Below are 19,447 nucleotides of genomic sequence, written 5' to 3' on the forward strand. Positions count from 1 at the left end.
GTCAGGCCCCGCCCGCGCCGTGCAGCCGGACGGCGCGCCCGGTCCGCCCCCCGTCCCCGGCCGCCCGCGCCCGGCAATCCGCGATGGTCGCCCGCGCCGTGTCGATGGCGACGGACGCCGCCGACATGGTCCGGGTGTCCGGCTCCCGCGCCCGGGCGTAGCGCACCACGTCCATGGCCAGCGCGTCGACCTCGACGGTGAGCGCCTCGATCGCCGCCGGGTCGCGCAGCGCCCGGGCCTGCCCGGCGATCTCCAGGAGCCGGTCCATGATCTCGTCGATGCGCTCGCGGCGCAGGCCGGCGAGGCGCTGCCGGATCCAGGCCAGCACCGAGACGAGCCCGCCCGCCAGCGCGCCGAGGAGGTAGAGCGTGTCGCCGTAGCGCTCGATGAAGCCGTGCTGGTCGCGCTCGTAGTAGTCGATCGCCCCCGGATGGATCGGGATCCGGGCGCTGGTGGCCGCCACGGTCGTGTCGTAGGCCGGGGCCTGGACGTACTCGGCGGCGTCCGTCGCCTGCGCGGCGGCGGTGCGCTTCTCGAAGAGCTGCTGGGTCACGTCGGCTGCCACGACCCGGCTCAGGGAGGCGCGGGCCATCAGCCGGTACGAGGCGCCCACCGTCTTCACGTCGTCGGCCGGCAGCTTCGGCCGGCCGCCGAACAGGCCGCCCGGGACCGTGACCGCCTGGAGCCGCGGGAAGCGCTCGATCACGGCGCCGTCATCCTCCACGGCGACGAACGCCACCTTGCCGCCGCGGGCGACGCCCTGCACGGCCGAGACCAGGGCCAGCGCCTTGGGTGCCGAGGGCGCGATGATGCTGACGAAGGCGTCGATCCGCCGCTCGCGGAAGGCGGCGGCCACCGCCTCCTGGTCGACCGGGACCAGCAGGACCGCCGAGTCCCGGGCCGGGCCGGCGGCCTCCTCCAGGGTGAGCCCGTAATAGCCGAGGAGATTCCGGAGCAGCCAGAGATCGGCGTCCCGGTGCGCCGCGATGCCGAGCCGCTTGCCGGCGAGCTTCGGGAAGCTGGTGATCCCGGCCTGCTCGGGCGAGGCGATGACCATCGCCTGGTCGCGCAGGATCGCCAGGGTCAGGCCGTTGGTCGGGAGCAGCACGTCGGGGCGGACCACCGCGAGGTCGGCCCGCCCGTCCTGCAGGGCGGCGGCGCTCTCGCGCACGTCGTCGAAGGACAGGATCCTCAGCCGGACCTTCTCGTGCGCGGCGTCGAGCGCGTCCGCGTAGGCCTTGATCAGGCCGGGCTCGGTGCCGTCGCGCGGCGCGACCGCGATGGTCAGGACCGTCGCCTGGAGCAGGACCCAGGCCGCGACCCCGCCCGCGCCCAGGAGGGCGGCCCCGGCCAGGAGCAGGGTCTCCCGGCGCAGGATCCAGGCGGGGAGGGTCGCCATCGGCCCGGGCGCTCAGAACAGCGAGATCAGCACGATGCCGCCGACCATCAGGGCGGCGCCGATCAGGCGCGGCGGCCCGGCATTGACCCGCTTCATGCCGAACCAGCCGAAATGGTCGAGTGCCACCGAGGTCAGGAGGTTCGCGGTGATCAGCAGGCCGTTGAAGGCGCCGGCCCCGACCTTGTCGACGAAGAGCAGCCCGGCGAAGACCGCCACCGCCCCGGTGAGGCCGGCCAGCGGCATCCACCAGCGGACGCCCGCGACGTCGTCCCGGGTCGGCAGCGGCGACGGCCGCAGCAGGAACATCAGCGCGAACACGAACACGACCGGGACGAAGGAGACCGTCGCGGCGAGCCAGGGGTTCTCCAGGGCGCCGCGGAGCTGCGCGTTCCAGACCACGCCGATCGCCATCAGGGCGCCGGCCACGAGGATGAACGGGTAGAGCAGCTTGCCCGACATCCCGTGCCCCTCGCCGTGCCCCTCGCCGTGCCCCTCACCCTGCCCCTCGCCGCCGTCGCTCTTGCCGCCCGAGCGCGCGATGAAGGTCACGCCCACCGCCATCAGCAGGCCGCCGAGCCAGGGCATCGGCTTGAAACCCGCGGCCTGCAGGCCGAACAGGCCGAGCGCGTCCATGGCCAGGGAGGTGAGGATGTTGGCGGTGAGCGTCAGGCCGTTGAACGGCCCGGCGCCGACCTTGTCGATGAAGGCGAGCCCGCCGAACACCGCGACCGCGCCGGCCAGGCCGCCGAGCGGCGCGTACCAGGGCATCTTGCTCAAGGAGTCGAGGCTCGGCAGCGGCGTCGGCATGGTGAGGAACAGGGTCGTGAACACGAAGACGATCGGCAGGAACGACACCGTCGCGGCGAGCCACGGATTGACCATGCGGCCGCGCAGCTGCGCGTTCATGGCGTTGCCGATCGCCTGCAGCGCGCCCGCCACCAGGATGAAGGGATAGAGGAGGGCAGCCGTCACGCGCGCGGACCTTCGGGTTGGCGGGGAGGGAGGGTCAGACGAGGAGCAGGCCGGCGAGCGCCAGCGCGAGGGCCGGCGGCATCACCAGCAGGCCGAGCTTGAGGAAGGTCCAGGCGCCGACATCCTGGCCCTCGCGGCGGATGGCGGTGAGCCAGAGGATCGTGGCGAGCGAGCCCGTCACCGACAGGTTCGGCCCGAGGTCGACGCCGATCAGGATCGCGCCCGCGACCTTCTCGGGCACGTGGGCGGTCTGCACGGCGGCGCCCGCGATCAGCCCGGCCGGCAGGTTGTTGACGAGGTTGCACAGCACCGCGACCAGGCCGCCCGCCCCCCAGGCGGTGGCCTCCGGGGCGGCGTGGGCGTAGCCCTTGAGCAGGTCCGCCAGCATGGCGAGCACGCCGGTCTTCTCCAGCGCCTCCACCAGGACGAACAGCCCGGCCACCAGCGGCAGCACGCTCCACGACACGTCCTTGGCCACCTCGACGAGGCCGCCGCGCTTGAGCAGCAGCACGACGACCGTGGTGGCGAGGCCGGCCACGAAGGTCGGCAGGCCGAGGTCGAGGCCGAGCGCCGAGGCGGCGATCAGCACGCCGCCGGTCGCCACGATGCCGATCCCCGCCACGAGGCCGGTGCGGGACAGCGCCACGGCCTCGACGTCGGTCGCGACCTGCTGCCCGCGCAGGGTCTTCGCCTGGGTCAGCCGCAGCACCGCGTAGGTCGTCGCGATGGCCAGCAGCGAGGGCAGGGCGAACAGGCCGAGCCAGCGCACCAGCGGCGGCATGTGCTCGGCGAAGACCACGAGGTTGGCCGGGTTCGAGATCGGCAGCACGAAGCTCGCCGCGTTGGCGATGAAGGCGCAGATGAACAGGTAGGGGAGGGGGTTCTCCACCTTGGCGGCCTTGGTGGCCGCGTAGACGGCGGGCGTGAGCACCACCGCGCAGGCGTCGTTCGACAGGAACACCGTGACGGCGGTGCCGACGAGGTACACGAGGGTGAACAGCCGGGTCGCCGAGCCCCTGGCGGCGCGCACGGCGATCGACGCGAGCCAGTCGAACAGGCCCTCCTTCCGGGCGACCTCCGACATCAGCATCATGCCGACGAGGAACAGGTAGACGTCGGTCCCCTTCAGGACGCCGTCCCAGGCGGTGGCCGGGGCGAGCAGCCCGAGGGCCACGAGGGCGCCCGCGCCGAGCACGGCCCAGATCGCCTCCGGCCACGAGAACGGCCGCAGGATGACGCCGAGGGTCGCGAGGGCGGCGATCGTCCAGGTCGCGATGTTGGGGGTCAGCGTCAGCGCGCCCATCGGTTGCGGTGGTCCTCTGGTGGGGTGGATCGTGCGGTGCGGTGTGCCGCGATTCGGTCGGGACCGGCTACCAGTCCCGGCCGTTGCGGTTCGGCCCGAGCTGGTCGCCCCGGAGCCCCTTCTGCGGCCAGGCGGGCAGCCGGGACGCGTCGCTGCCGGGGCGGTCGGGGGCCGGCGGCGGGACGAAGCTGCGGCCCACCGGCTCGATCACCTCGGTGTCGGTGCGGCCGGTGCCGTCCGCGACCGTGACGGCGAGGCGGCGCGCGCCGTCGCGCCAGGGGATGCGGGCATGGACCGTCCGGGGGCCGTCCGGCACCATCGGGTGGGCCGGGCCGCCATCGACGCGCAGGTGACAGCGCCACGCGGCCCGCGGCCGGTCCGACAGCACGAGCGCGCGCACCGAGATCGCGCCGTCGGCGGCGTCGAGGGGCGCCGTGGCGAGGCGCCGGTCGGCGGGGCTCGTGATCATCACGAAGGGCAGCGCCCGGTCGAGGGGCTTGAACCGCCAGCTCGTCACCGGACCGTCGATCGCCGCGACCGCGTAGCCGACCGAGCCGTCCTCGTTCTGGCCGACCGAGCGGGCCGCGGCGTAGAGGGTGCGCCCGTCCGGGGCGAGCTCGTTGTAGTGGGTGTGGCCCATCTCGACGAGGCGCACGCCGTGATGGCGGATCAGGCCGGCGAGCGCCGCCCGCTCGTCGGGCACGCGGAGATCGTCCGGATAGGTGTGGGCGAAGACCGCGCAGGGCAGGCCCTCCCGCCCGGCCCGGGCCAGCTCCTCGCCGAGCCACGCGAGCTGGCAGGGGCCGAGGCGGAAGTCGAGGCCGAAGCCCTTCTGGCCGTAGCCGGGGCTGACCATGTCGAGGAACAGGCAGCGCACGCCCGCCCAGGTCTCGGCGAAGTAGTAGTGCGTCACGGAGACGGGGTCGCGCGGGCGCGGCAGGTCGTGGCGCCGCGCCGCGTGGCCGCCGCCGCGCGGGCTGCCCGCCACCGCGGCGAACAGGGCGTCGAAATCCGCCATCGTGCCGTGCTGGCGGTCGTGGTCGCCGGCGATCAGGCGCACCGGCAGGTCCGGGTGCCGGTCCAGGGCCTCGCGCAGGACCGCGTACTGCTCCGCCCGGCCGTCCTCGGCGAGGTCGCCGGGCAGGTAGGCGAAGTCGACGAGGCCGCGGCCGTGCAGCCCCGCCACCTCCGCGAGCATCGCCCGCAGGTCGGCAGCGTGGGGATCGGAGGCCCGCTCCAGGTGGAGGTCGCCGATATGCGCGAAGGCGAACACGCCGTGGCTCGCCGTCATGGCGCGCCCGCGCGCGGTCTATGATTGCCCTGAGCCATCGTGCCCCCCGGACAGGCTCGTCCACCCCGGCCGGGAATCGGCCGCGGCGCTCGCGACCGGCCCGACGTTTCGGAGACGGCGGGGTTCCAGCCCCGGGGGCGGGCGCGCGCCGGCGGGACCCTACATTTTCGTGAGCGCCGGCCCGATCCGCGGCCGGTCGATCGGAAGTGTCGTGAAAGCAGACACTCGATGTCGTCTCAGCCGACAGTGCCCGGCGCTGTCAGCCGGTGAACCCGCCGCTCAGTGCGCGCGCCGGAACAGGTCCGGCAGGTAGCGTTCCAGGGTCTCGTGCCCCTCGAACTTCACGTCCACGGTGGCGGCCGCGCCCCACGGGCGGTGGAGCCCCACGACCCGGCCGCGGGCATGGCGCCAGATCCCGAGGATCTCGGCGAGGTCGAGCCGGTCGAAGACCACCTCGTCGCCCGGCGCGACGGCCGGGTCGGCCGGGTCGGCCATGCCGGACCGAGCCGCGGGGACCGGGCCGCGGGGTATCTCCCCGATCCGGGAAGGCTCATCCCCGGGATCGCGGCCGTCGGAGAAGGTTTCGTTCGCGGAGTGCTCGCGGAAGAGCATGATCTTCACTAAGCCGTTGCGATGACTGGATAATCGCAGGTTCAACCCGGTCCGACAAGGCGTGTTCCGGTGCCCCGCGTGCGGGACCGACCTGTATTCGGCCGCCCGCTCGCCCGCCCGAGACCCGGCCGGGCGCCGCGTCCCCGCGACCGGACGCCCCGCGCGACGGGGCCGGAACGGCGCCTCGCGGAGCGCGCAGCATTCGCATCTCCGGTTCGGGGGAATCGGGAGATCGTTCGTGTCGTCGAGCGAAGATCTTTGGAATTTCGGGGCGGGTCGGGCTGATCTAAACCTGACGCGAGACGATCCTCCGCGTGAGACGGCGCCTGTCGACCTGATGGATAGTTCCCGCATGCTTCCCGATCTTGCCTTCGGATGCGGAGCGATCCGTCACGGCCCGACCGCCGGACTTGCCCCCGCCCATTCCCGCCAGAGTCCCGCCCGATGAAGTTCCTGCGTCTCCTCGCCGTCGCGGCGCTCAGCCTCGGCGCCCTGCCGGCCGGGGCGGAGACCCTCAGGATCGGCGTCGTGCCCGGCGCCTACGGCGACGCCGTGACGGTGGCGGCCCGGGAGGCCAAGGCCGAGGGCCTCGACGTGAAGGTGGTCGAGTTCAGCGACTGGACGACGCCCAACGTCGCCCTCGATGCCGGCGACATCGACGTGAACTTCTTCCAGCACCGCCCCTTCATGGAGAATGCCGCCAAGCAGAAGGGCTACGCGTTCGACATCGTCGGGCTCGGGATCCTGTCCAATATCGGCCTGTACTCCCTGAAGCATAAGGGCTTCGACCAGATCCCGGTGGGCGGCACGGTGGCGATCGCCAACGACCCGGTGAACCAGGGCCGCGGCCTGCTGCTCCTCCAGAAGGCCGGGCTGATCAAGCTGAAGGACGGTGTCGGCTTCCTCGGCACCCTCGACGACGTCGTCGAGAACCCGAAGACACTGCGCTTCACCGAGGTCGAGGGGCCGCAGCTGGCGCGGATCACCGGCGACGTCGACCTCGCCCTCGGCTACCCGCACTTCATCGTGGCGGCCGGCAGTTTCGACCCGACCAGCGGATTGATCTATTCCGGTATCGAGGACCGGCGCTTCGCCGTGAGCTTCGTCACCAAGGCCGCCCGCAAGGAGGACCCCGTGATCCGGAAATTCGTGACGCTCTTCCAGAACTCGGAGGCCGTGAAACAGCAGATCCGCAAGTCCTTCGCCAACAGCGACAAGCTCTACCTGCTGGCTTGGCAGAACTGATGGTCGGCCTGATCTTCGACAGCCTGCGCGATCCGGGCACGCCGGCCGCGGCCGGACGGGTAGGCCCGGGCGCGGCGACCGCCGCCCGGGCCCCTGCCGCCGCGCCCGGCCGGGAGGCCGGGACGGTGCGGTTCGAGTCCGTCTCGAAGACCTACCGCTCCGCCGCCGGGCCGGTGCCGGCGCTCGACCGGGTGGACCTCGCGATCCCCGCCGGCGCGATCTTCGGCATCATCGGCCGCTCGGGGGCGGGCAAGTCGAGCCTCCTGCGCACGGTCAACCGGCTGGAGGCGCCGACCTCGGGCCGGGTCCTGGTCGACGGCGCCCCGATCGACGCCCTCGACACCGACGGGCTCGTGGCCCTGCGCCGGCGCATCGGCATGATCTTCCAGCACTTCAACCTGCTGGCGGCCAAGACCGTCCGGCAGAACGTGGCGCTGCCGCTGACGGTCGCGGGGGTCCCCCGGCGCGCGATCGGCCCGCGGGTCGCGGAGGCCCTGCGCCTCGTCGGCCTGGAGGACAAGGCCGACACCTACCCGTCGCGGCTCTCCGGCGGCCAGAAGCAGCGGGTCGGCATCGCCCGGGCGCTCGTGAGCGATCCGGAGATCCTGCTCTGCGACGAGGCGACCTCCGCCCTCGACCCGGAGACGACGCTGGCGATCCTCGACCTGCTGCGCGACATCAACCGGCGGCTCGGGATCACCATCATCCTGATCACCCACGAGATGAGCGTGATCCGCGAGATCTGCAGCGACGTGGTGGTGCTGGAGGGCGGCCGGGTCGTCGAGACCGGGCCGGTCTGGCGCGTCTTCGGGGCGCCCGAGCACCCGACCACGCGGGCGCTGCTCGAACCCCTGACCCGCGGCCTGCCGCCGGATCTGGCGGCCCGGCTGCAGTCGCTGCCCGCGCCGGGCGGCTGGGCGATCCTGCGGATCACCTGCTCGGGCCGGGCCGCGCTCGACCTCGCGGGCCTCGCGGGGGCCGGGGCGCCGGTGCGGCTGCTCCAGGCGGGCATCGAGCGGATCCAGGGCCACGCGGTCGGCCGGATGCTGGTGGCCGTCCCGGCCGAGGATCCGGGCGCGGAGGCGCGGCTGCGGGCGCTCGGCGACGACGTGGAGCGGGTCGGCTACGTCCCCGCCGACGCGGCGGTGGGGTGAGGCGATGCGGCACCGCTCTCCACCCGATACCCCGACCGCCCCGCACCCCGAACCCGGAGACCCGCCATGTCACCGCAGATGATCGAGCGCCTCTGGCAGGCCTTCCTCGACACCGCGCTCATGGTCGGGGTCTCGGCCGGGATCGCCGTGCTCGCCGGTATTCCCCTGGCGCTGTTCCTCGTCACCTCCGGGCCCGGCGGCATCTTCCCGGCGCCGGTGGCCAACCGGGTGGTCGGGACCGTGGTCAACGGCTTCCGGGCCGTGCCCTTCATCGTGCTGCTGGTGGCGCTGATCCCGTTCACCCGGCTGGTGGCCGGCACCACGATCGGCGTCTGGGCGGCGATCGTGCCGCTCTCGGTGAGCGCGACCCCGTTCTTCGCCCGGATCGCCGAGGTGTCGCTGCGGGAGGTGGATGCCGGCCTGATCGAGGCCGCCCAGTCCATCGGCTGCCGGCGCCGGCACATCCTCGCCCACGTGCTCCTGCCTGAGGCGCTGCCGGGCATCGTGGCCGGCTTCACCATCACGGTGGTGGCGATGATCGGCGCCTCCGCGATGGCCGGCGCGGTGGGCGCGGGCGGCCTCGGGGACGTCGCGATCCGGTACGGCTACCAGCGCTTCGACACCACCGTGATGGTGGTGGTGATCGCGATCCTGATCGCCCTCGTGTGCGTGGTCCAGTTCGCGGGCGACACCGCGGTGCGGCGGCTCCGGGCCCGCTGACGGCCCCGCGCCCCGGCCCGCGCCCGGCTCGCGGCGGTCCGACCGTGAGGCCGCATCCCTGAGGCCGAATCCGTGAGGCTGAACCCGTGAGCCTGCACACATGAGCCTGAACGTGGACGAATCCGCCGCCGACGGGGCGGCCGAGCCGCTGACCCCGCCGCTGCCCCCACCGCTGCCCCCGCCGCCGTCGCCGCCGCACCGGATCCGCTCGGACGCCGAGGCGCTCGCGGCCGCGCGGGCCGTGGCCCGGGTCTTCGCGGCGGGCGCGGCCGAGCGCGACCGGGACCGGCGCCTGCCCTGGGCGGAGATCGCGGCCTTCACGGAGAGCGGGCTCGGCGGCATCACGGTGCCGCGCGCCCATGGCGGCGCCGGGGTCTCGCACGCGACGCTCGCGGAGGTCTTCGCGATCCTCGCCGCCGCCGACGGCTCGGCGGCGCAGATCCCCCAGAACCAGTTCGGCGTCCTGGCGCTGGTCGCGGCCGCCGCCAGCCCCGCCCAGCAGGCGCGGATCTACCGCGACGTGCTCGCCGGCCACCGGATCGGCAATGCCGGCCCCGCCCGCAACGGCAAGGCCATCACCAACGTGGACACGCGGCTGACCGCCGGGCCGGAGGGCCCGCGGCTCAGCGGCACGCGCTTCTACTCCACGGGCGCGCTCTTCGCCCACTGGATCCCGACCCGGGCGGTCGGCCCCGACGGGGGCCCGCTCCTGGTCTTCGTGCGCCGGGACGCCCCCGGCGTGCGGGTGGCGGACGACTGGCAGGGCTTCGGCCAGCGCACCACGGCGAGCGGCACCGTGATCTTCGCGCAGGCCCCGGTCGAGGCGGATCTGACGATCGACCTCGCGCCCCTGGCCGGGCGCCCGGGCCTGTTCGGGCCGGTCTCGCAGCTGATCCACGCGGCGATCGACGCCGGGCTCGCCCGGGGCGCGGCCGCCGCCGCCCTCGACTTCCTGCGCACCCGGACCCGGCCCTATCCCTTCACCGCCGAGACCGTCGCGGAGGATCCCCACATCCTCGGCGAGATCGGGCGGCTCACCGTCGACCTGCACGCCGCCGAGGAGGTCCTGGCGCGGGCCGGAAGGGCGCTCGACCGGATCGCCGCGGCCCCCGTCACCGCCCAGAGCGCGGCCGAGGCCTCGGTGGCGGTGGCGCAGGCCAAGATCCTGACCACCGAGGCGGCCCTGGAGGCCTCCGAGCGGCTGCTCGAGCTCGCCGGCGCCTCGGCGACCCGCGACGGGTACAATCTCGGCCGGTACTGGCGCGACGCCCGGGTCCACACCCTGCACGACCCGGTCCGGTGGAAGTACCACCTCCTCGGCAACCACGCCCTGAACGGCGTGCTGCCCGCCCGGCACCAGTGGAACTGAGGACCGGGCGATGCCGCTCCAGCCCCACGAGACCGCCTACACGCAGGCACCCGCGCCGCCGCGCCCGGTGCCGGTCCTTCCGGACGCCGCCGCGGCGCTCGCCGTCGCCGACCGGCTGGCGGAGGACTTCGCCGAGGCCGCCGCCGCGCGCGACCTGGAGCGCCGTCTGCCGGTCGCCGAGATCGCGCGCTTCGCCGAATCCGGCCTCTGGGCGATCACGGTGCCGAGGGAGTACGGCGGCCCCGGCCTCGACAGCGCCACGGTCGCCCAGGTGATCGCCCGGATCGCCGCGGCGGACGGCTCCCTCGGCCAGATCCCGCAGAACCACTTCTACGCCCTGGAGGTGCTCCGCAACGGCGGCACCGAGGCCCAGAAGCGCGCCCTCTACGGCCGCGTCCTGGCGGGCGAGCGCTTCGGCAACGCGCTGGCCGAGATCGGCGCGCGCGACCACACCCGCCGCACCCGGCTCGTGCGCGACCCGGCCGGCTGGTATGTCGAGGGCCGCAAATACTACTGCACCGGCTCGCTCTACGCCCACCGCATCCCCACCCTGGCCAGCGCCGAGGAGGAGGGGCGGGCGGTCGCCTACCTCGTCTTCGTCCCCCGGGACGCGCCCGGCGTGACCCTGGTCGACGACTGGGACGGGTTCGGGCAGCGGCTCACCGGCTCGGGCTCGGTCCTGTTCGAGCGCGTCGCCGTGGAGCCCGACTGGGTGGTGCCGTTCCAGGCCTCGCTGGAGCGGCCGACCGCGATCGGCCCCTTCGCGCAGATCCTGCACGCCGGGATCGATCTCGGCATCGGCGCGGGCGCCTTCGCGGCGACCCTGCCCCTCGTGCGGGACCGCGCCCGGCCGTGGATCGATTCCGGCGTCGCCCGGGCCAGCGAGGATCCGCTGACCCTCCACGCGCTGGGCGACGTCCAGGTGCGCCTCGCGGCGGCCGACGCCCTGCTGGCGCGCGCCGGCCGCTACGTGGACGCCGCCCAGGCCGCCCCCGACGCCGACAGCGTCGCGGCCGCCTCCGTGGCGGTGGCGGAGGCCCGGGCCGCGAGCCACCGGGCCGGCCTGCTCGCGGCCAACAAGCTCGTCGAGCTCGGCGGCACCTCCGCCACCGACCGGGCCGAGGCGCTCGACCGCTACTGGCGCAACGTCCGCACCCACACCCTGCACGATCCGGTGCGGTGGAAGTACCACTGGATCGGCGCCTACCACCTCGACGGCCGGCAGCCGCCCCGGCACGGAGCGCTCTGATGGCCGCCGCGACGAAGCAGATCCTGCTGAACGCCTTCACCATGACCTGCGCGGGCCACATCAACCACGGGCTCTGGACCCACCCGCGCGACCGCTCGGCCGAGTACAACACGCTGTCCTACTGGACCGAGCAGGCGAAGCTCCTGGAGCGCGGCCTGTTCGACGGCCTGTTCATCGCCGACATCATCGGCGTCTACGACGTCTACGGCGGCGGCATCGACGTCACCGCCCGGGAGGCCGTGCAGCTCCCGGTCAACGACCCGACCGTGATGATCTCCGCCATGGCGGCGGTGACCGAGCATCTCGGCTTCGGCGTGACGATCAACGTCCACCAGGAGGCGCCCTACACCTTCGCCCGGCGCCTCTCGACTCTCGATCACCTGACGGGCGGCCGGATCGGCTGGAACGTCGTCACCGGCTACCTCGACAGCGCCCACCGCGCCCAGAGCGGCGGCACGCTGCCGGCGCACGACCGGCGCTACGACTACGCCGACGAGTACCTGGAGGTGCTCTACCGGCTCTGGGAGGGCAGCTGGGACGACGCGGCCGTGCGCCGCGACCGGGCGGCCCGGGTGTTCAGCGATCCCGCCCATATCCGCAAGGTCACCCACCGGGGCGCGTTCTTCGCGGTCGAGGGCTACCACCTGTCGGAGCCGTCGCCCCAGCGGACGCCGGTCCTCTACCAGGCCGGCGCCTCGGGCCGCGGCCGCGCCTTCGCGGGCCGCCACGCCGAGTGCGTGTTCATCTCGGCCCGCGACCCGGCCACCGCCCGCGAATCCGTCCGCGCCATCCGGGCCGAGGCGGTCGCGGCGGGCCGGAATCCCGACGACGTGAAGGTGTTCGTCGGCCTCGCGATCATCCCCGGACGGACGCGCGCGGAGGCCGAGGCCAAGCGGGACGAGTACCTGTCCTACGCGAGCCCGGAGGCGGGGCTCGCGCATTTCTCCGCCTCCACGGGGATCGACTTCGCCCGCTACGGCCTCGACGAGCCGATCCCCTACGCGCCGGGCAACGCCATCCAGTCGGCCACCGCGGCGGCGGCCAGCCGCGGGCTGACGAAGCGCGACCTCCTGGCCGAGCTGCAGCTCGGCAGCCGCTACGCGGTGCTCACCGGCGACGCGGTGACGATCGCCGACGAACTCCAGGCCTGGATCACGGAGGGCGAGGTCGACGGCTTCAACCTCAGCCGGATCGTCGTGCCGGAGAGCTTCTCCGACTTCATCGACCTCGTGATCCCGGAGCTGCAGGATCGCGGCCTCTACAAGACCGCCTACGCCGAGGGCTCGCTGCGGGCGAAGCTGTTCGGCCAGGGGGACCGGCTGCCCGCCCGCCACCCGGCCGAGGCCTACCGCGGCGCGCCTCAGCGGCCCTGATCAGCGGCCTTGATCAGCGGCCTTGATCAGCGGCCCTGGGACTCGCCGCTCTCGGAGCCGAACCAGCGGCCGTAGATCTCGTCGTAGCGGCCGTCCTCCCGCAGGCCGAGGAGGGCCTGGTTGACGCGCTTGCGCCGGGGATCGTTGGCCGGGAACAGGATGCCGTAGGATTGCCGGTTGAAGGCGCCCCCGACCAGGCGCAGGGCCTCGTGGCCGGGCCGGGTCGCGTAGTAGCCCAGCGCGGGGGCGTCGTAGACGACCGCCGCGACCGTGCCGGCCTGCAGGGCCGCGCAGGCCGCCTCCAGCGTCGCGAAGCTCACCGGGGTGGCGAAATGGTCCGCCAGGTAGGCGACCGAGGTGGTGTCGGCGACCGTGCCCACCCGCTTGCCCGGCAGGTCCTGCGGGCCGTTGACCGCGCCGCGCAGGCGCTCCACCGTGGCCGTGCTGGTCAGGCCCGCGGTGAACCACGCCACCAGGGCGATGCAGGTGAACAGCCAGACGACCGTGACGGCCCGCGCCAGGGGGCTGCGCGGCATCTCCTCCGCCTGCGCGGCGAGGCTGCTCAGGGCCCACCAGACGACGTGGGCGAAGCCGCGCGCCGGTCCCGAGCGCGTCGCCATGCCGCCGGGGTGGCGCCGCTCGAGCCACCAGACCAGGGCCGCCACCGCCAGGATCAGGGCGGCGAGCCCCAGGAGGACCTGCAGGAAGGCCGCGTCGCTCAGGAGCGCCCGGAGGGCCCGCGCGGTGGCCGAGCCGGTGGCGTCCGGCTCCGCCCGGACGGCGATGCGCAGGCCGGTCTCCAGCATCGTGACCGAGAAGTCGAACCGCCGCTCGCGCTCCGCGGTGATCGACACCGCCGCGATGGCGAGGTCCGCGTGCCCGTCCGAGACCGCCGCGAACAGCGCCGGCAGGTCGTCGACGCGCACATAGGCCGTCCGGACGCCGAGCTCCCGCGCGACGGCGTTCCAGAGATCGATGCTGAACCCGCGCAGCCGGCCGTCCTCGTCCATGACCAGGGGCGGCACCGGATGCGTCGCGACCCGCCACGTCTCGGGCTCGCCGGTGCGGAGCGCGGGGGCCGCGTCCGCGGTCCCGGCCCGGACGGGGGCCGCGGCGAGCGGCGCGGCGGCCGCGAAACACAGGGAGAGGGACAGACAGAGGGACAGGACGCGAGCGGGCGCGCCGCCGCGCCGCCGTCCGGCGGACCGGCCCGGCACGTCAGAGGCTCTCGATCCAGTTGCGCAGGACGGCGCCGGGCGCGGGTTCGGGGCCGGTGTCCAGGCGCTGGGACGCGTCGCTCGGGATGAAGCCGAACCGGCGCTTGAACGCCCGCCGGAAGGTCCGCTCGTCCGAGAAGCCGACCGCGAAGGCGACCTGCGAGACGCGCAGGGGTTTGGGGGCATCGTCGCGCACGAGCATCCGCATCGCCGCCATGAGGCGGCGGTCGCGGATATACGCCACGATGCCGTTGGGGGCGAACAGCCGGTACAGGGTCGAGCGCGACAGGCCGAGCCGCGTCGCGATCAGGGCGGGCGTCAGCTTCGGGTTGCCGAGCTCCGCCTCGACCAGGCGGCGGACCCGGATCCGGACGTCCTGGTGCTGCGCGGGGCGCCCCTCCTCCTGCCCGCGCAGCCAGCTGGCGCAGAGCTGGGTGATCGCCGTCGAGGCCGCCAGGGCCTCGCGGCGGTCGAGGAGGTCGCCGCAGGCGACCACGTTGGCGACGAAGTTGTGGACCAGCCGCCCGAACGGGTCGCCGTCGTGGTCGAGGGGGCGGCCGTGCAGGGCGTCGGGGTGGCAGCCCTGCTTCTCCAGCAGGGCGCGGGGGATCACGACGTTCGTGGCGTCGACGGCGCCCGCCACGATGCGCACGGGCTGGGCGAGGTCGAAGACGATGCACTGGACCTCGTTCACGGGCCCGGTGCCCTGATCGGTCTCCACGCGGCTCTGCCCCCGCCGGTAGAACTGCAGCAGGATGTGGTCGAGGCCCTGCTGGCCGATCATCTCCCGGGTCCGCACGAGGGTGTGGGCCGGCGCCACAACGTCGCCGACCAGCAGGTCGCCGAGGTGGTAGCTGCGCATCGCGATCGGGACGGTGAGGTCGGTCTCCGGGCGGAAGCTCACGTCGAAGATCGGCGCGAGGTGATCCTGCCACGCCCGGCCGAGCGCCTCTCGATCCTCCGGCGGCTCGAACCGCAGGCAGGCGACCTCGCCGCCCGGCGCCTCACCCCCGGCCGGTGCCGCGTCCGGGTCCCGGTTTCTCTCTTCGGAAGACATACGTAGAGCCTGACACCTGCTGTGAGCACGACCGATGAAGAACGAGGGCCTGCCCCAAGTTGACGCGTGGCAACGCGGTCCGGTCATCCCGCACGTTAGCCGTGTCCACCCGGACAGTCCCCCTGTCTCCCGCCGACCTGAGCGGCTGTACACTGTCGTTTGTCGCGGCGGCGTGCGATTCGACGCGGGGGCCGCCGGATCGGGGCGCCGCGGGCGCAGCTTTCGGATCAATCCTGACACGCGAGCCGCCGGACGGTTCCTTCCGTCCCAGAATGGGGGTTTGCCGTACCAGAATGTCGCGCGCGGCCCCGACTGTGGCAGCCCTGCGATAGTCCGTTAAGGTCGCGTTTTCTATGCCCCTCGCAAAGTCCGAAACGGACATGGCGGGGGTCATTTCAGTGATTCAGAAGTATAGCGACGTAGAGAACACGACCGGATCCTGTGATCCGAGCACGGGCGCGGGCGGCGGAACGCGGCGGCGCGGTGCCGTGCGCCTGGGATTGCTGGTCGGCAGCTCGCTCGCGACGCTCGCGCTCGCGCTCGGACCTGTGGCGGCGCAGACCGTGCCGGCGCGCTCGCCTTCGACGTTCGATGCCTTTGGCGTTCCCCTGACCGCGGCGCAGTTCGACACGCCCGAATACAGGCGCGGTTGGGGCTTGGGAGCAATCAATGCTGCGACCGCGTATGCACGCGGCTTCACCGGTCTCGGCGTAACGGTTGCTGTCATCGACAGCGGCATCGATCGATACCATCCCGAATTTTTGGGGCAGCTGTCTTCGCTTTCTCGATCGATTGCCGGTGGGCAAATTTCACTTGATCTTACTGACGATGCTATCGGGCATGGCACGTTCGTGTCTGGTATAATCGCGGCTGCACGCAACAACGCAGGGATGATGGGCGTCGCATTCGACAGCAGATTACTATTCATCCGCAACTCACAAACCGCAACTGAAGTTACGGCCGCCATCGACTACGCAACTCAAAATGGCGCGCGTGTTCTAAATGGGAGCTATGGTTTTAATTTTAAAAATATAATCGAACCTGTTCCGAATCAAATGTACAATTACTCTGACCAATTGGTGCAATATGAGGCAATACAGAGAGGCGCCTCAAAGGATATGCTGTTTATATTTGCTGCCGGTAACGACCGATCTCTTCAGCCCAACTCAGCACAGAGTCCCAGCGATTCGGCCATTCTACCCTATATTAAACCAGCTAATTCTACAAGTGGTGTCTATCAATTTTACAATGAAGCAATAGGTATTAACCCCCGAAACGAGATAGATCAATATGGAAATATTAGATATGTCGAAAATCTAAACCCTAATCTGACCAAGATTGATCAGAGTGAAATCGATTTCTCAAGCGTTTCCGGATACATTGTAGCAGTAGTTGCTGTTGACGAGCAGCGTCATATAGCTTCATTTAGTAATTTCTGCGGCGTTGCAGCGGATTGGTGTATCTCTGCTCCTGGAGTAGATGTCGTTTCGACAAAGCCCGGAGGAATTTTTGCATCGGACGATGGTACATCGTATGCGGCGCCGTACGTGGCGGGTGCGGCCGCTGTTCTGCGTCAGGCATTCCCGTTCCTGACCGCGCCGCAGATTGCCCAGACGATGTTCACCACCGCCACCCATCTCGGTGACGGACCCGCGGATCGGCCGAACGATGTCTACGGCTGGGGCCTGCTCAACCTCGGCAAGGCCATCGACGGGCCTGGCCAGTTCACCTCCGACTGGACGGTCAACACTACCTACAACGGACAGGCCTATTACGGCCGCTTCGCCAACGACATCTCCGGAGTCGGCGGCCTGACCAAAGTCGGCCTCGGTACCCTCGAACTCGCCGGTAGGGACACCTATGCCGGACCGACCACCGTCGCCGGCGGTACCCTGTTCCTGTCTGCCACCGGCAGCTTGACCTCGCCGGTCTCTGTCCAGGGCGCCGGCACCTACATCAACGCCGGATGGACCCAGAGTACCGTCAGCAATGCCGGCCTCCTGATCAACACCGGCACCGTCTCCGGCGGAGTCGCCAATGCCGGCTTGGCGCTCAACACCGGCGCTATCGGCGGCGGCGTGACCAACACCGGCACGCTCGCCACCAGCGGCACCATCAGCGGCGGCCTGACCAATGCCGGCACCGTGCTCGCCAGCGCCGGCCGCATCGACGGCGCTATCGCCAACAATGCCGGCCTGCTCGCCGTGTCCGGGACCGTCACCAGCGCCGGCACCTTCGCCAACGCCGCCGGCGCGACCCTCGCCGTCACGGGCGGCGGCAGCTACAGCCTCGCCGGCCCCCTCGCCAATGCCGGCCTCGTCGCCGTCGCCCAGACCGCCAGCCTCACCGCCTCCGGCGGCCTCAGCAATGCCGGCCTCGTCGCCAGCGACGGCACCCTCACCACAGACCTGACCAACACCGGCGTCGCCCGCCTGTCCGGACAGTTCAACGGCACGCTCACCAACACCGGCCTCGTGCAGATCACCGGCCCGCTCGCCGGGCTCACCAGCCTGACCAACACCGGCGCCCTCGACCTCGGCGGCACCGCCTTCACGCTCACCGACCTCGCGGGTCCGGCCTCCGCGGTCCTCGGCAACGGCGCCCTCACGGTCTCCAACGCGGCCGCCTCCACCTACGCCGGCGCCATCCTGGAGACCGCCAGTCCGACCAGCCTGACTAAGGCCGGCCCCGGAACGCTCACGCTCACCGGCCTCGGCCTGTTCTCCGGCCCGACCACCGTCCAGGCCGGCACGCTGTCGCTCAACGGGCTCTGGGCCTCGCCGGTCACCGTCGCGGCCGCCGGCACCCTGCGCGGCATCGGCACCATCGCGGCCCCGGTCACGGTCGCCGGCGCCCTGCGGCCGGGCAACTCCCCCGGCACGCTCACCGTCCTCGGCCCGGTGGCGTTCAACCCCGGCAGCAGCCTCGGCCTCGACATCGACGGCCCGGGCACCGGCACCGGCGCCGGCAGCTACGCCCGCCTCCTGGCGCTCGGCCCGACCGGCACGGTCTCGGCCAGCGGCACCCTGGTGCCGGAGCTGCGCGGCATCACCGGCAACGCGGGCAACAGCTTCACCCCCGCGCTCGGCCAGCGCTTCGGCGTGCTCACCGCGCAAGCCGGGCTGTCGGGCTCGTTCACCGGGCTCGCCCAGCCGGCGGCGGGCCTGCCGGCGGGCACGCGCTTCGACGCGCTCTACGCCGCCACCGGCCTCGACCTCGTGGTCACCCCCGCCGCCTACGGCAACCTCGCCGGGCTCGGCCTCGCCCAGACCGGCAACGCCCGGGCCGTGGGCGCGGCGCTGGACCTCGCCCGCCCGGCCGCCGGCACGCGGCCGGACGCGGCGCGGGCGCGGGTGTACGACCCGCTCTACGCGGCCGACCCGGCGACCCTGCCGGGCGGCCTGGCGAGCCTGTCGGGCCAGAGCTACGGCGACGCGGTGATGACCGACCTCGCCGCGCGCCGGCTGCTCTCCGACACGATCGACCGGCACCAGCGCGGCCTGGGCGGCGGCGCGGGCGCGTTCAGCGCGGGCGATCCGGGCCCGGGCCCGAACCGGACGGCGCTGCAGGTGCGCGGCGGCGCCGGGGCGGCGGCGGCGCCGCTGGCGGTGGGCGAGGGCCGGGTCTGGGCCGACGCGCTGTACGGGTTCGGCGCGCGCGCTGGCGACCGGGCGGCCACGGGCGCCGGGTTCGACGCGGGCGGGCTGCTGATGGGCGTCGACCGTCAGGTCGGGGCGGACACCCAGGTGGGCGCGGCGTTCAGCTACCTGCGCGAGGGCGGCACGTCGCGGGGCGCGGGGCTGGGCCGGTTCACCACCGACAGCTACGGCGGCACGCTGTACGCCAGCACGCGGCTCGGCGCCGTGGTGCTGCGCGGCACGGCGGGGGTGTCGTACGCCGACGGCCGGGTCGACCGGACGGTGGCGCTGGGCACGGCGGTGTCGCAGGCGAGCGGGCTGTCGTCGGGCTGGAACGGCGGGGTGTCGGGCTTTGCCGGCTACACGCTGGCGGTGGGCCTGCCCGTCGACCTCGTCCCGGAGGTGGGCTTCAGCTACGATCGGCTGACGCGGGGCCGGGTGTCCGAGCGGGGCGGTCTGGTCAACCAGGGCTTCGGCGGCCAGGGGTTCGCGGTGGCGGATCTCGACGCGGCGCGCAGCCTGGTCGGCGGGCGCGTGACGAGCTGGGCGTTCGCGGGCGTCCCGGACCTGCGGCTGGAGGGCCGGGCGTACTGGGCGCACGAGCTGGCCGACACGGCGGCGCTGGTCCGGTCGAACCTGTTCGGGGCGGGGTTCCTGAGCCGGACGAGCGCGCTGGGGCGGGACGGCGCGGTCCTCGGGGTGAGCCTGACGGGCGCGGTCGCCGAGGGCGTGCAGCTGTCGGTAGGCTACACGGGCGACGTCCGCCCGGGCGCCACCGCGCAGGTGTTCACCGCCGGCCTCCAGGCCGCGTGGTGAGGAACGGCGCCGCCCATCCCCGGCCGGTGCCG

At 72.8% G+C, this 19,447-nt stretch carries 15 protein-coding genes; 7 read left to right on the plus strand and 8 right to left on the minus strand.

From position 1 onward, the window contains the following. Nucleotide 1: 1 nt before the first annotated feature. From J3A75_RS28045 to J3A75_RS28065, 5 genes are all read right to left on the minus strand, one after another. Nucleotides 2–1,399: a TAXI family TRAP transporter solute-binding subunit gene (locus tag J3A75_RS28045; RefSeq protein ID WP_012321140.1), complete on the minus strand. Its 1,398-nt coding sequence runs from the start codon at nucleotides 1,397–1,399 to the stop codon at nucleotides 2–4. Between the two features lie 12 nt (nucleotides 1,400–1,411). Beyond that, nucleotides 1,412–2,371 (minus strand): DMT family transporter, encoded by a 960-nt coding sequence (locus J3A75_RS28050; protein ID WP_071000116.1) that lies wholly within the window; start codon nucleotides 2,369–2,371, stop codon nucleotides 1,412–1,414. Between the two features lie 34 nt (nucleotides 2,372–2,405). After that, entirely contained in the window at nucleotides 2,406–3,674 is a 1,269-nt protein-coding gene (locus J3A75_RS28055; protein WP_029361052.1) for an arsenic transporter, read from the minus strand. 67 nt (nucleotides 3,675–3,741) lie between these two features. Next, nucleotides 3,742–4,965, minus strand: coding sequence for a metallophosphoesterase family protein (locus J3A75_RS28060; protein ID WP_029361051.1), 1,224 nt, complete (start codon nucleotides 4,963–4,965; stop codon nucleotides 3,742–3,744). A gap of 279 nt (nucleotides 4,966–5,244) precedes the next feature. Further along, nucleotides 5,245–5,460 (minus strand): hypothetical protein, encoded by a 216-nt coding sequence (locus J3A75_RS28065; RefSeq protein WP_071000737.1) that lies wholly within the window; start codon nucleotides 5,458–5,460, stop codon nucleotides 5,245–5,247. A 561-nt stretch (nucleotides 5,461–6,021) separates the two neighbouring features. Between J3A75_RS28065 and J3A75_RS28070 the strand changes: the two genes are divergently transcribed. The 6 genes from J3A75_RS28070 to J3A75_RS28095 all read left to right on the plus strand — a co-directional run bounded on the left by J3A75_RS28070 (nucleotide 6,022) and on the right by J3A75_RS28095 (nucleotide 12,687). Continuing rightward, nucleotides 6,022–6,822 (plus strand): MetQ/NlpA family ABC transporter substrate-binding protein, encoded by an 801-nt coding sequence (locus tag J3A75_RS28070; protein ID WP_012321145.1) that lies wholly within the window; start codon nucleotides 6,022–6,024, stop codon nucleotides 6,820–6,822. Beyond that, complete coding sequence (locus tag J3A75_RS28075) at nucleotides 6,822–7,976, plus strand: methionine ABC transporter ATP-binding protein (protein ID WP_012321146.1); 1,155 nt, start codon at nucleotides 6,822–6,824, stop codon at nucleotides 7,974–7,976. The genes J3A75_RS28070 and J3A75_RS28075 overlap by 1 nt, the downstream gene beginning before the upstream one ends. 66 nt (nucleotides 7,977–8,042) lie before the next feature. Continuing rightward, complete coding sequence (locus J3A75_RS28080; protein WP_012321147.1) at nucleotides 8,043–8,696, plus strand: methionine ABC transporter permease; 654 nt, start codon at nucleotides 8,043–8,045, stop codon at nucleotides 8,694–8,696. 100 nt (nucleotides 8,697–8,796) lie between these two features. Then, a complete protein-coding gene (locus J3A75_RS28085; RefSeq protein ID WP_029361047.1) occupies nucleotides 8,797–10,065 on the plus strand; it encodes an SfnB family sulfur acquisition oxidoreductase in 1,269 nt (422 codons plus the stop codon). A gap of 10 nt (nucleotides 10,066–10,075) precedes the next feature. Beyond that, nucleotides 10,076–11,314, plus strand: coding sequence for an SfnB family sulfur acquisition oxidoreductase (locus tag J3A75_RS28090; RefSeq protein ID WP_024828899.1), 1,239 nt, complete (start codon nucleotides 10,076–10,078; stop codon nucleotides 11,312–11,314). Further along, complete coding sequence (locus tag J3A75_RS28095; RefSeq protein WP_063111824.1) at nucleotides 11,314–12,687, plus strand: LLM class flavin-dependent oxidoreductase; 1,374 nt, start codon at nucleotides 11,314–11,316, stop codon at nucleotides 12,685–12,687. The genes J3A75_RS28090 and J3A75_RS28095 overlap by 1 nt, the downstream gene beginning before the upstream one ends. Nucleotides 12,688–12,713: 26 nt before the next feature. On the opposite strand, the gene J3A75_RS28100 is transcribed toward J3A75_RS28095, so the two are convergent. From J3A75_RS28100 to J3A75_RS36705, 3 genes are all read right to left on the minus strand, one after another. Beyond that, nucleotides 12,714–13,904: a transporter substrate-binding domain-containing protein gene (locus J3A75_RS28100; protein WP_071000117.1), complete on the minus strand. Its 1,191-nt coding sequence runs from the start codon at nucleotides 13,902–13,904 to the stop codon at nucleotides 12,714–12,716. Between the two features lies 1 nt (nucleotide 13,905). Further along, on the minus strand, nucleotides 13,906–14,961 hold the full coding sequence (locus J3A75_RS28105; protein ID WP_071000118.1) for a helix-turn-helix domain-containing protein: 1,056 nt from the start codon (nucleotides 14,959–14,961) through the stop codon (nucleotides 13,906–13,908). 403 nt (nucleotides 14,962–15,364) lie between these two features. Beyond that, on the minus strand, nucleotides 15,365–15,700 hold the full coding sequence (locus J3A75_RS36705) for a hypothetical protein (RefSeq protein WP_245295988.1): 336 nt from the start codon (nucleotides 15,698–15,700) through the stop codon (nucleotides 15,365–15,367). Nucleotides 15,701–15,722: 22 nt separating this feature from the next. Here J3A75_RS36705 and J3A75_RS28110 point away from each other — a divergent pair, with 22 nt between their 5' ends. Continuing rightward, nucleotides 15,723–19,415 carry a S8 family serine peptidase gene (locus J3A75_RS28110; RefSeq protein WP_245372198.1) on the plus strand — a complete coding sequence of 1,231 codons (3,693 nt, stop codon included), beginning with the start codon at nucleotides 15,723–15,725 and terminating at the stop codon, nucleotides 19,413–19,415. Nucleotides 19,416–19,447: the final 32 nt, after the last annotated feature.

The sequence above is a fragment of the Methylobacterium sp. PvP105 genome (assembly GCF_017876975.1).
Classification (GTDB): domain Bacteria; phylum Pseudomonadota; class Alphaproteobacteria; order Rhizobiales; family Beijerinckiaceae; genus Methylobacterium; species Methylobacterium radiotolerans.

What these genes read in the sequence shown, in the direction of transcription:
- J3A75_RS28045 (WP_012321140.1), bottom strand. Translation starts at nt 1,399, where the DNA reads ATGGCGACCCTCCCCGCCTGGATCCTGCGCCGGGAGACCCTGCTCCTG.
- J3A75_RS28055 (WP_029361052.1), bottom strand. Translation starts at nt 3,674, where the DNA reads ATGGGCGCGCTGACGCTGACCCCCAACATCGCGACCTGGACGATCGCC.
- J3A75_RS28060 (WP_029361051.1), bottom strand. Translation starts at nt 4,965, where the DNA reads ATGACGGCGAGCCACGGCGTGTTCGCCTTCGCGCATATCGGCGACCTC.
- J3A75_RS28065 (WP_071000737.1), bottom strand. Translation starts at nt 5,460, where the DNA reads ATGGCCGACCCGGCCGACCCGGCCGTCGCGCCGGGCGACGAGGTGGTC.
- J3A75_RS28070 (WP_012321145.1), top strand. Translation starts at nt 6,022, where the DNA reads ATGAAGTTCCTGCGTCTCCTCGCCGTCGCGGCGCTCAGCCTCGGCGCC.
- J3A75_RS28075 (WP_012321146.1), top strand. Translation starts at nt 6,822, where the DNA reads ATGGTCGGCCTGATCTTCGACAGCCTGCGCGATCCGGGCACGCCGGCC.
- J3A75_RS28080 (WP_012321147.1), top strand. Translation starts at nt 8,043, where the DNA reads ATGTCACCGCAGATGATCGAGCGCCTCTGGCAGGCCTTCCTCGACACC.
- J3A75_RS28085 (WP_029361047.1), top strand. Translation starts at nt 8,797, where the DNA reads ATGAGCCTGAACGTGGACGAATCCGCCGCCGACGGGGCGGCCGAGCCG.
- J3A75_RS28090 (WP_024828899.1), top strand. Translation starts at nt 10,076, where the DNA reads ATGCCGCTCCAGCCCCACGAGACCGCCTACACGCAGGCACCCGCGCCG.
- J3A75_RS28095 (WP_063111824.1), top strand. Translation starts at nt 11,314, where the DNA reads ATGGCCGCCGCGACGAAGCAGATCCTGCTGAACGCCTTCACCATGACC.
- J3A75_RS28105 (WP_071000118.1), bottom strand. Translation starts at nt 14,961, where the DNA reads ATGTCTTCCGAAGAGAGAAACCGGGACCCGGACGCGGCACCGGCCGGG.
- J3A75_RS36705 (WP_245295988.1), bottom strand. Translation starts at nt 15,700, where the DNA reads ATGCCGCTGTCGATGACAGCAACCGTTACGCCGAGACCGGTGAAGCCG.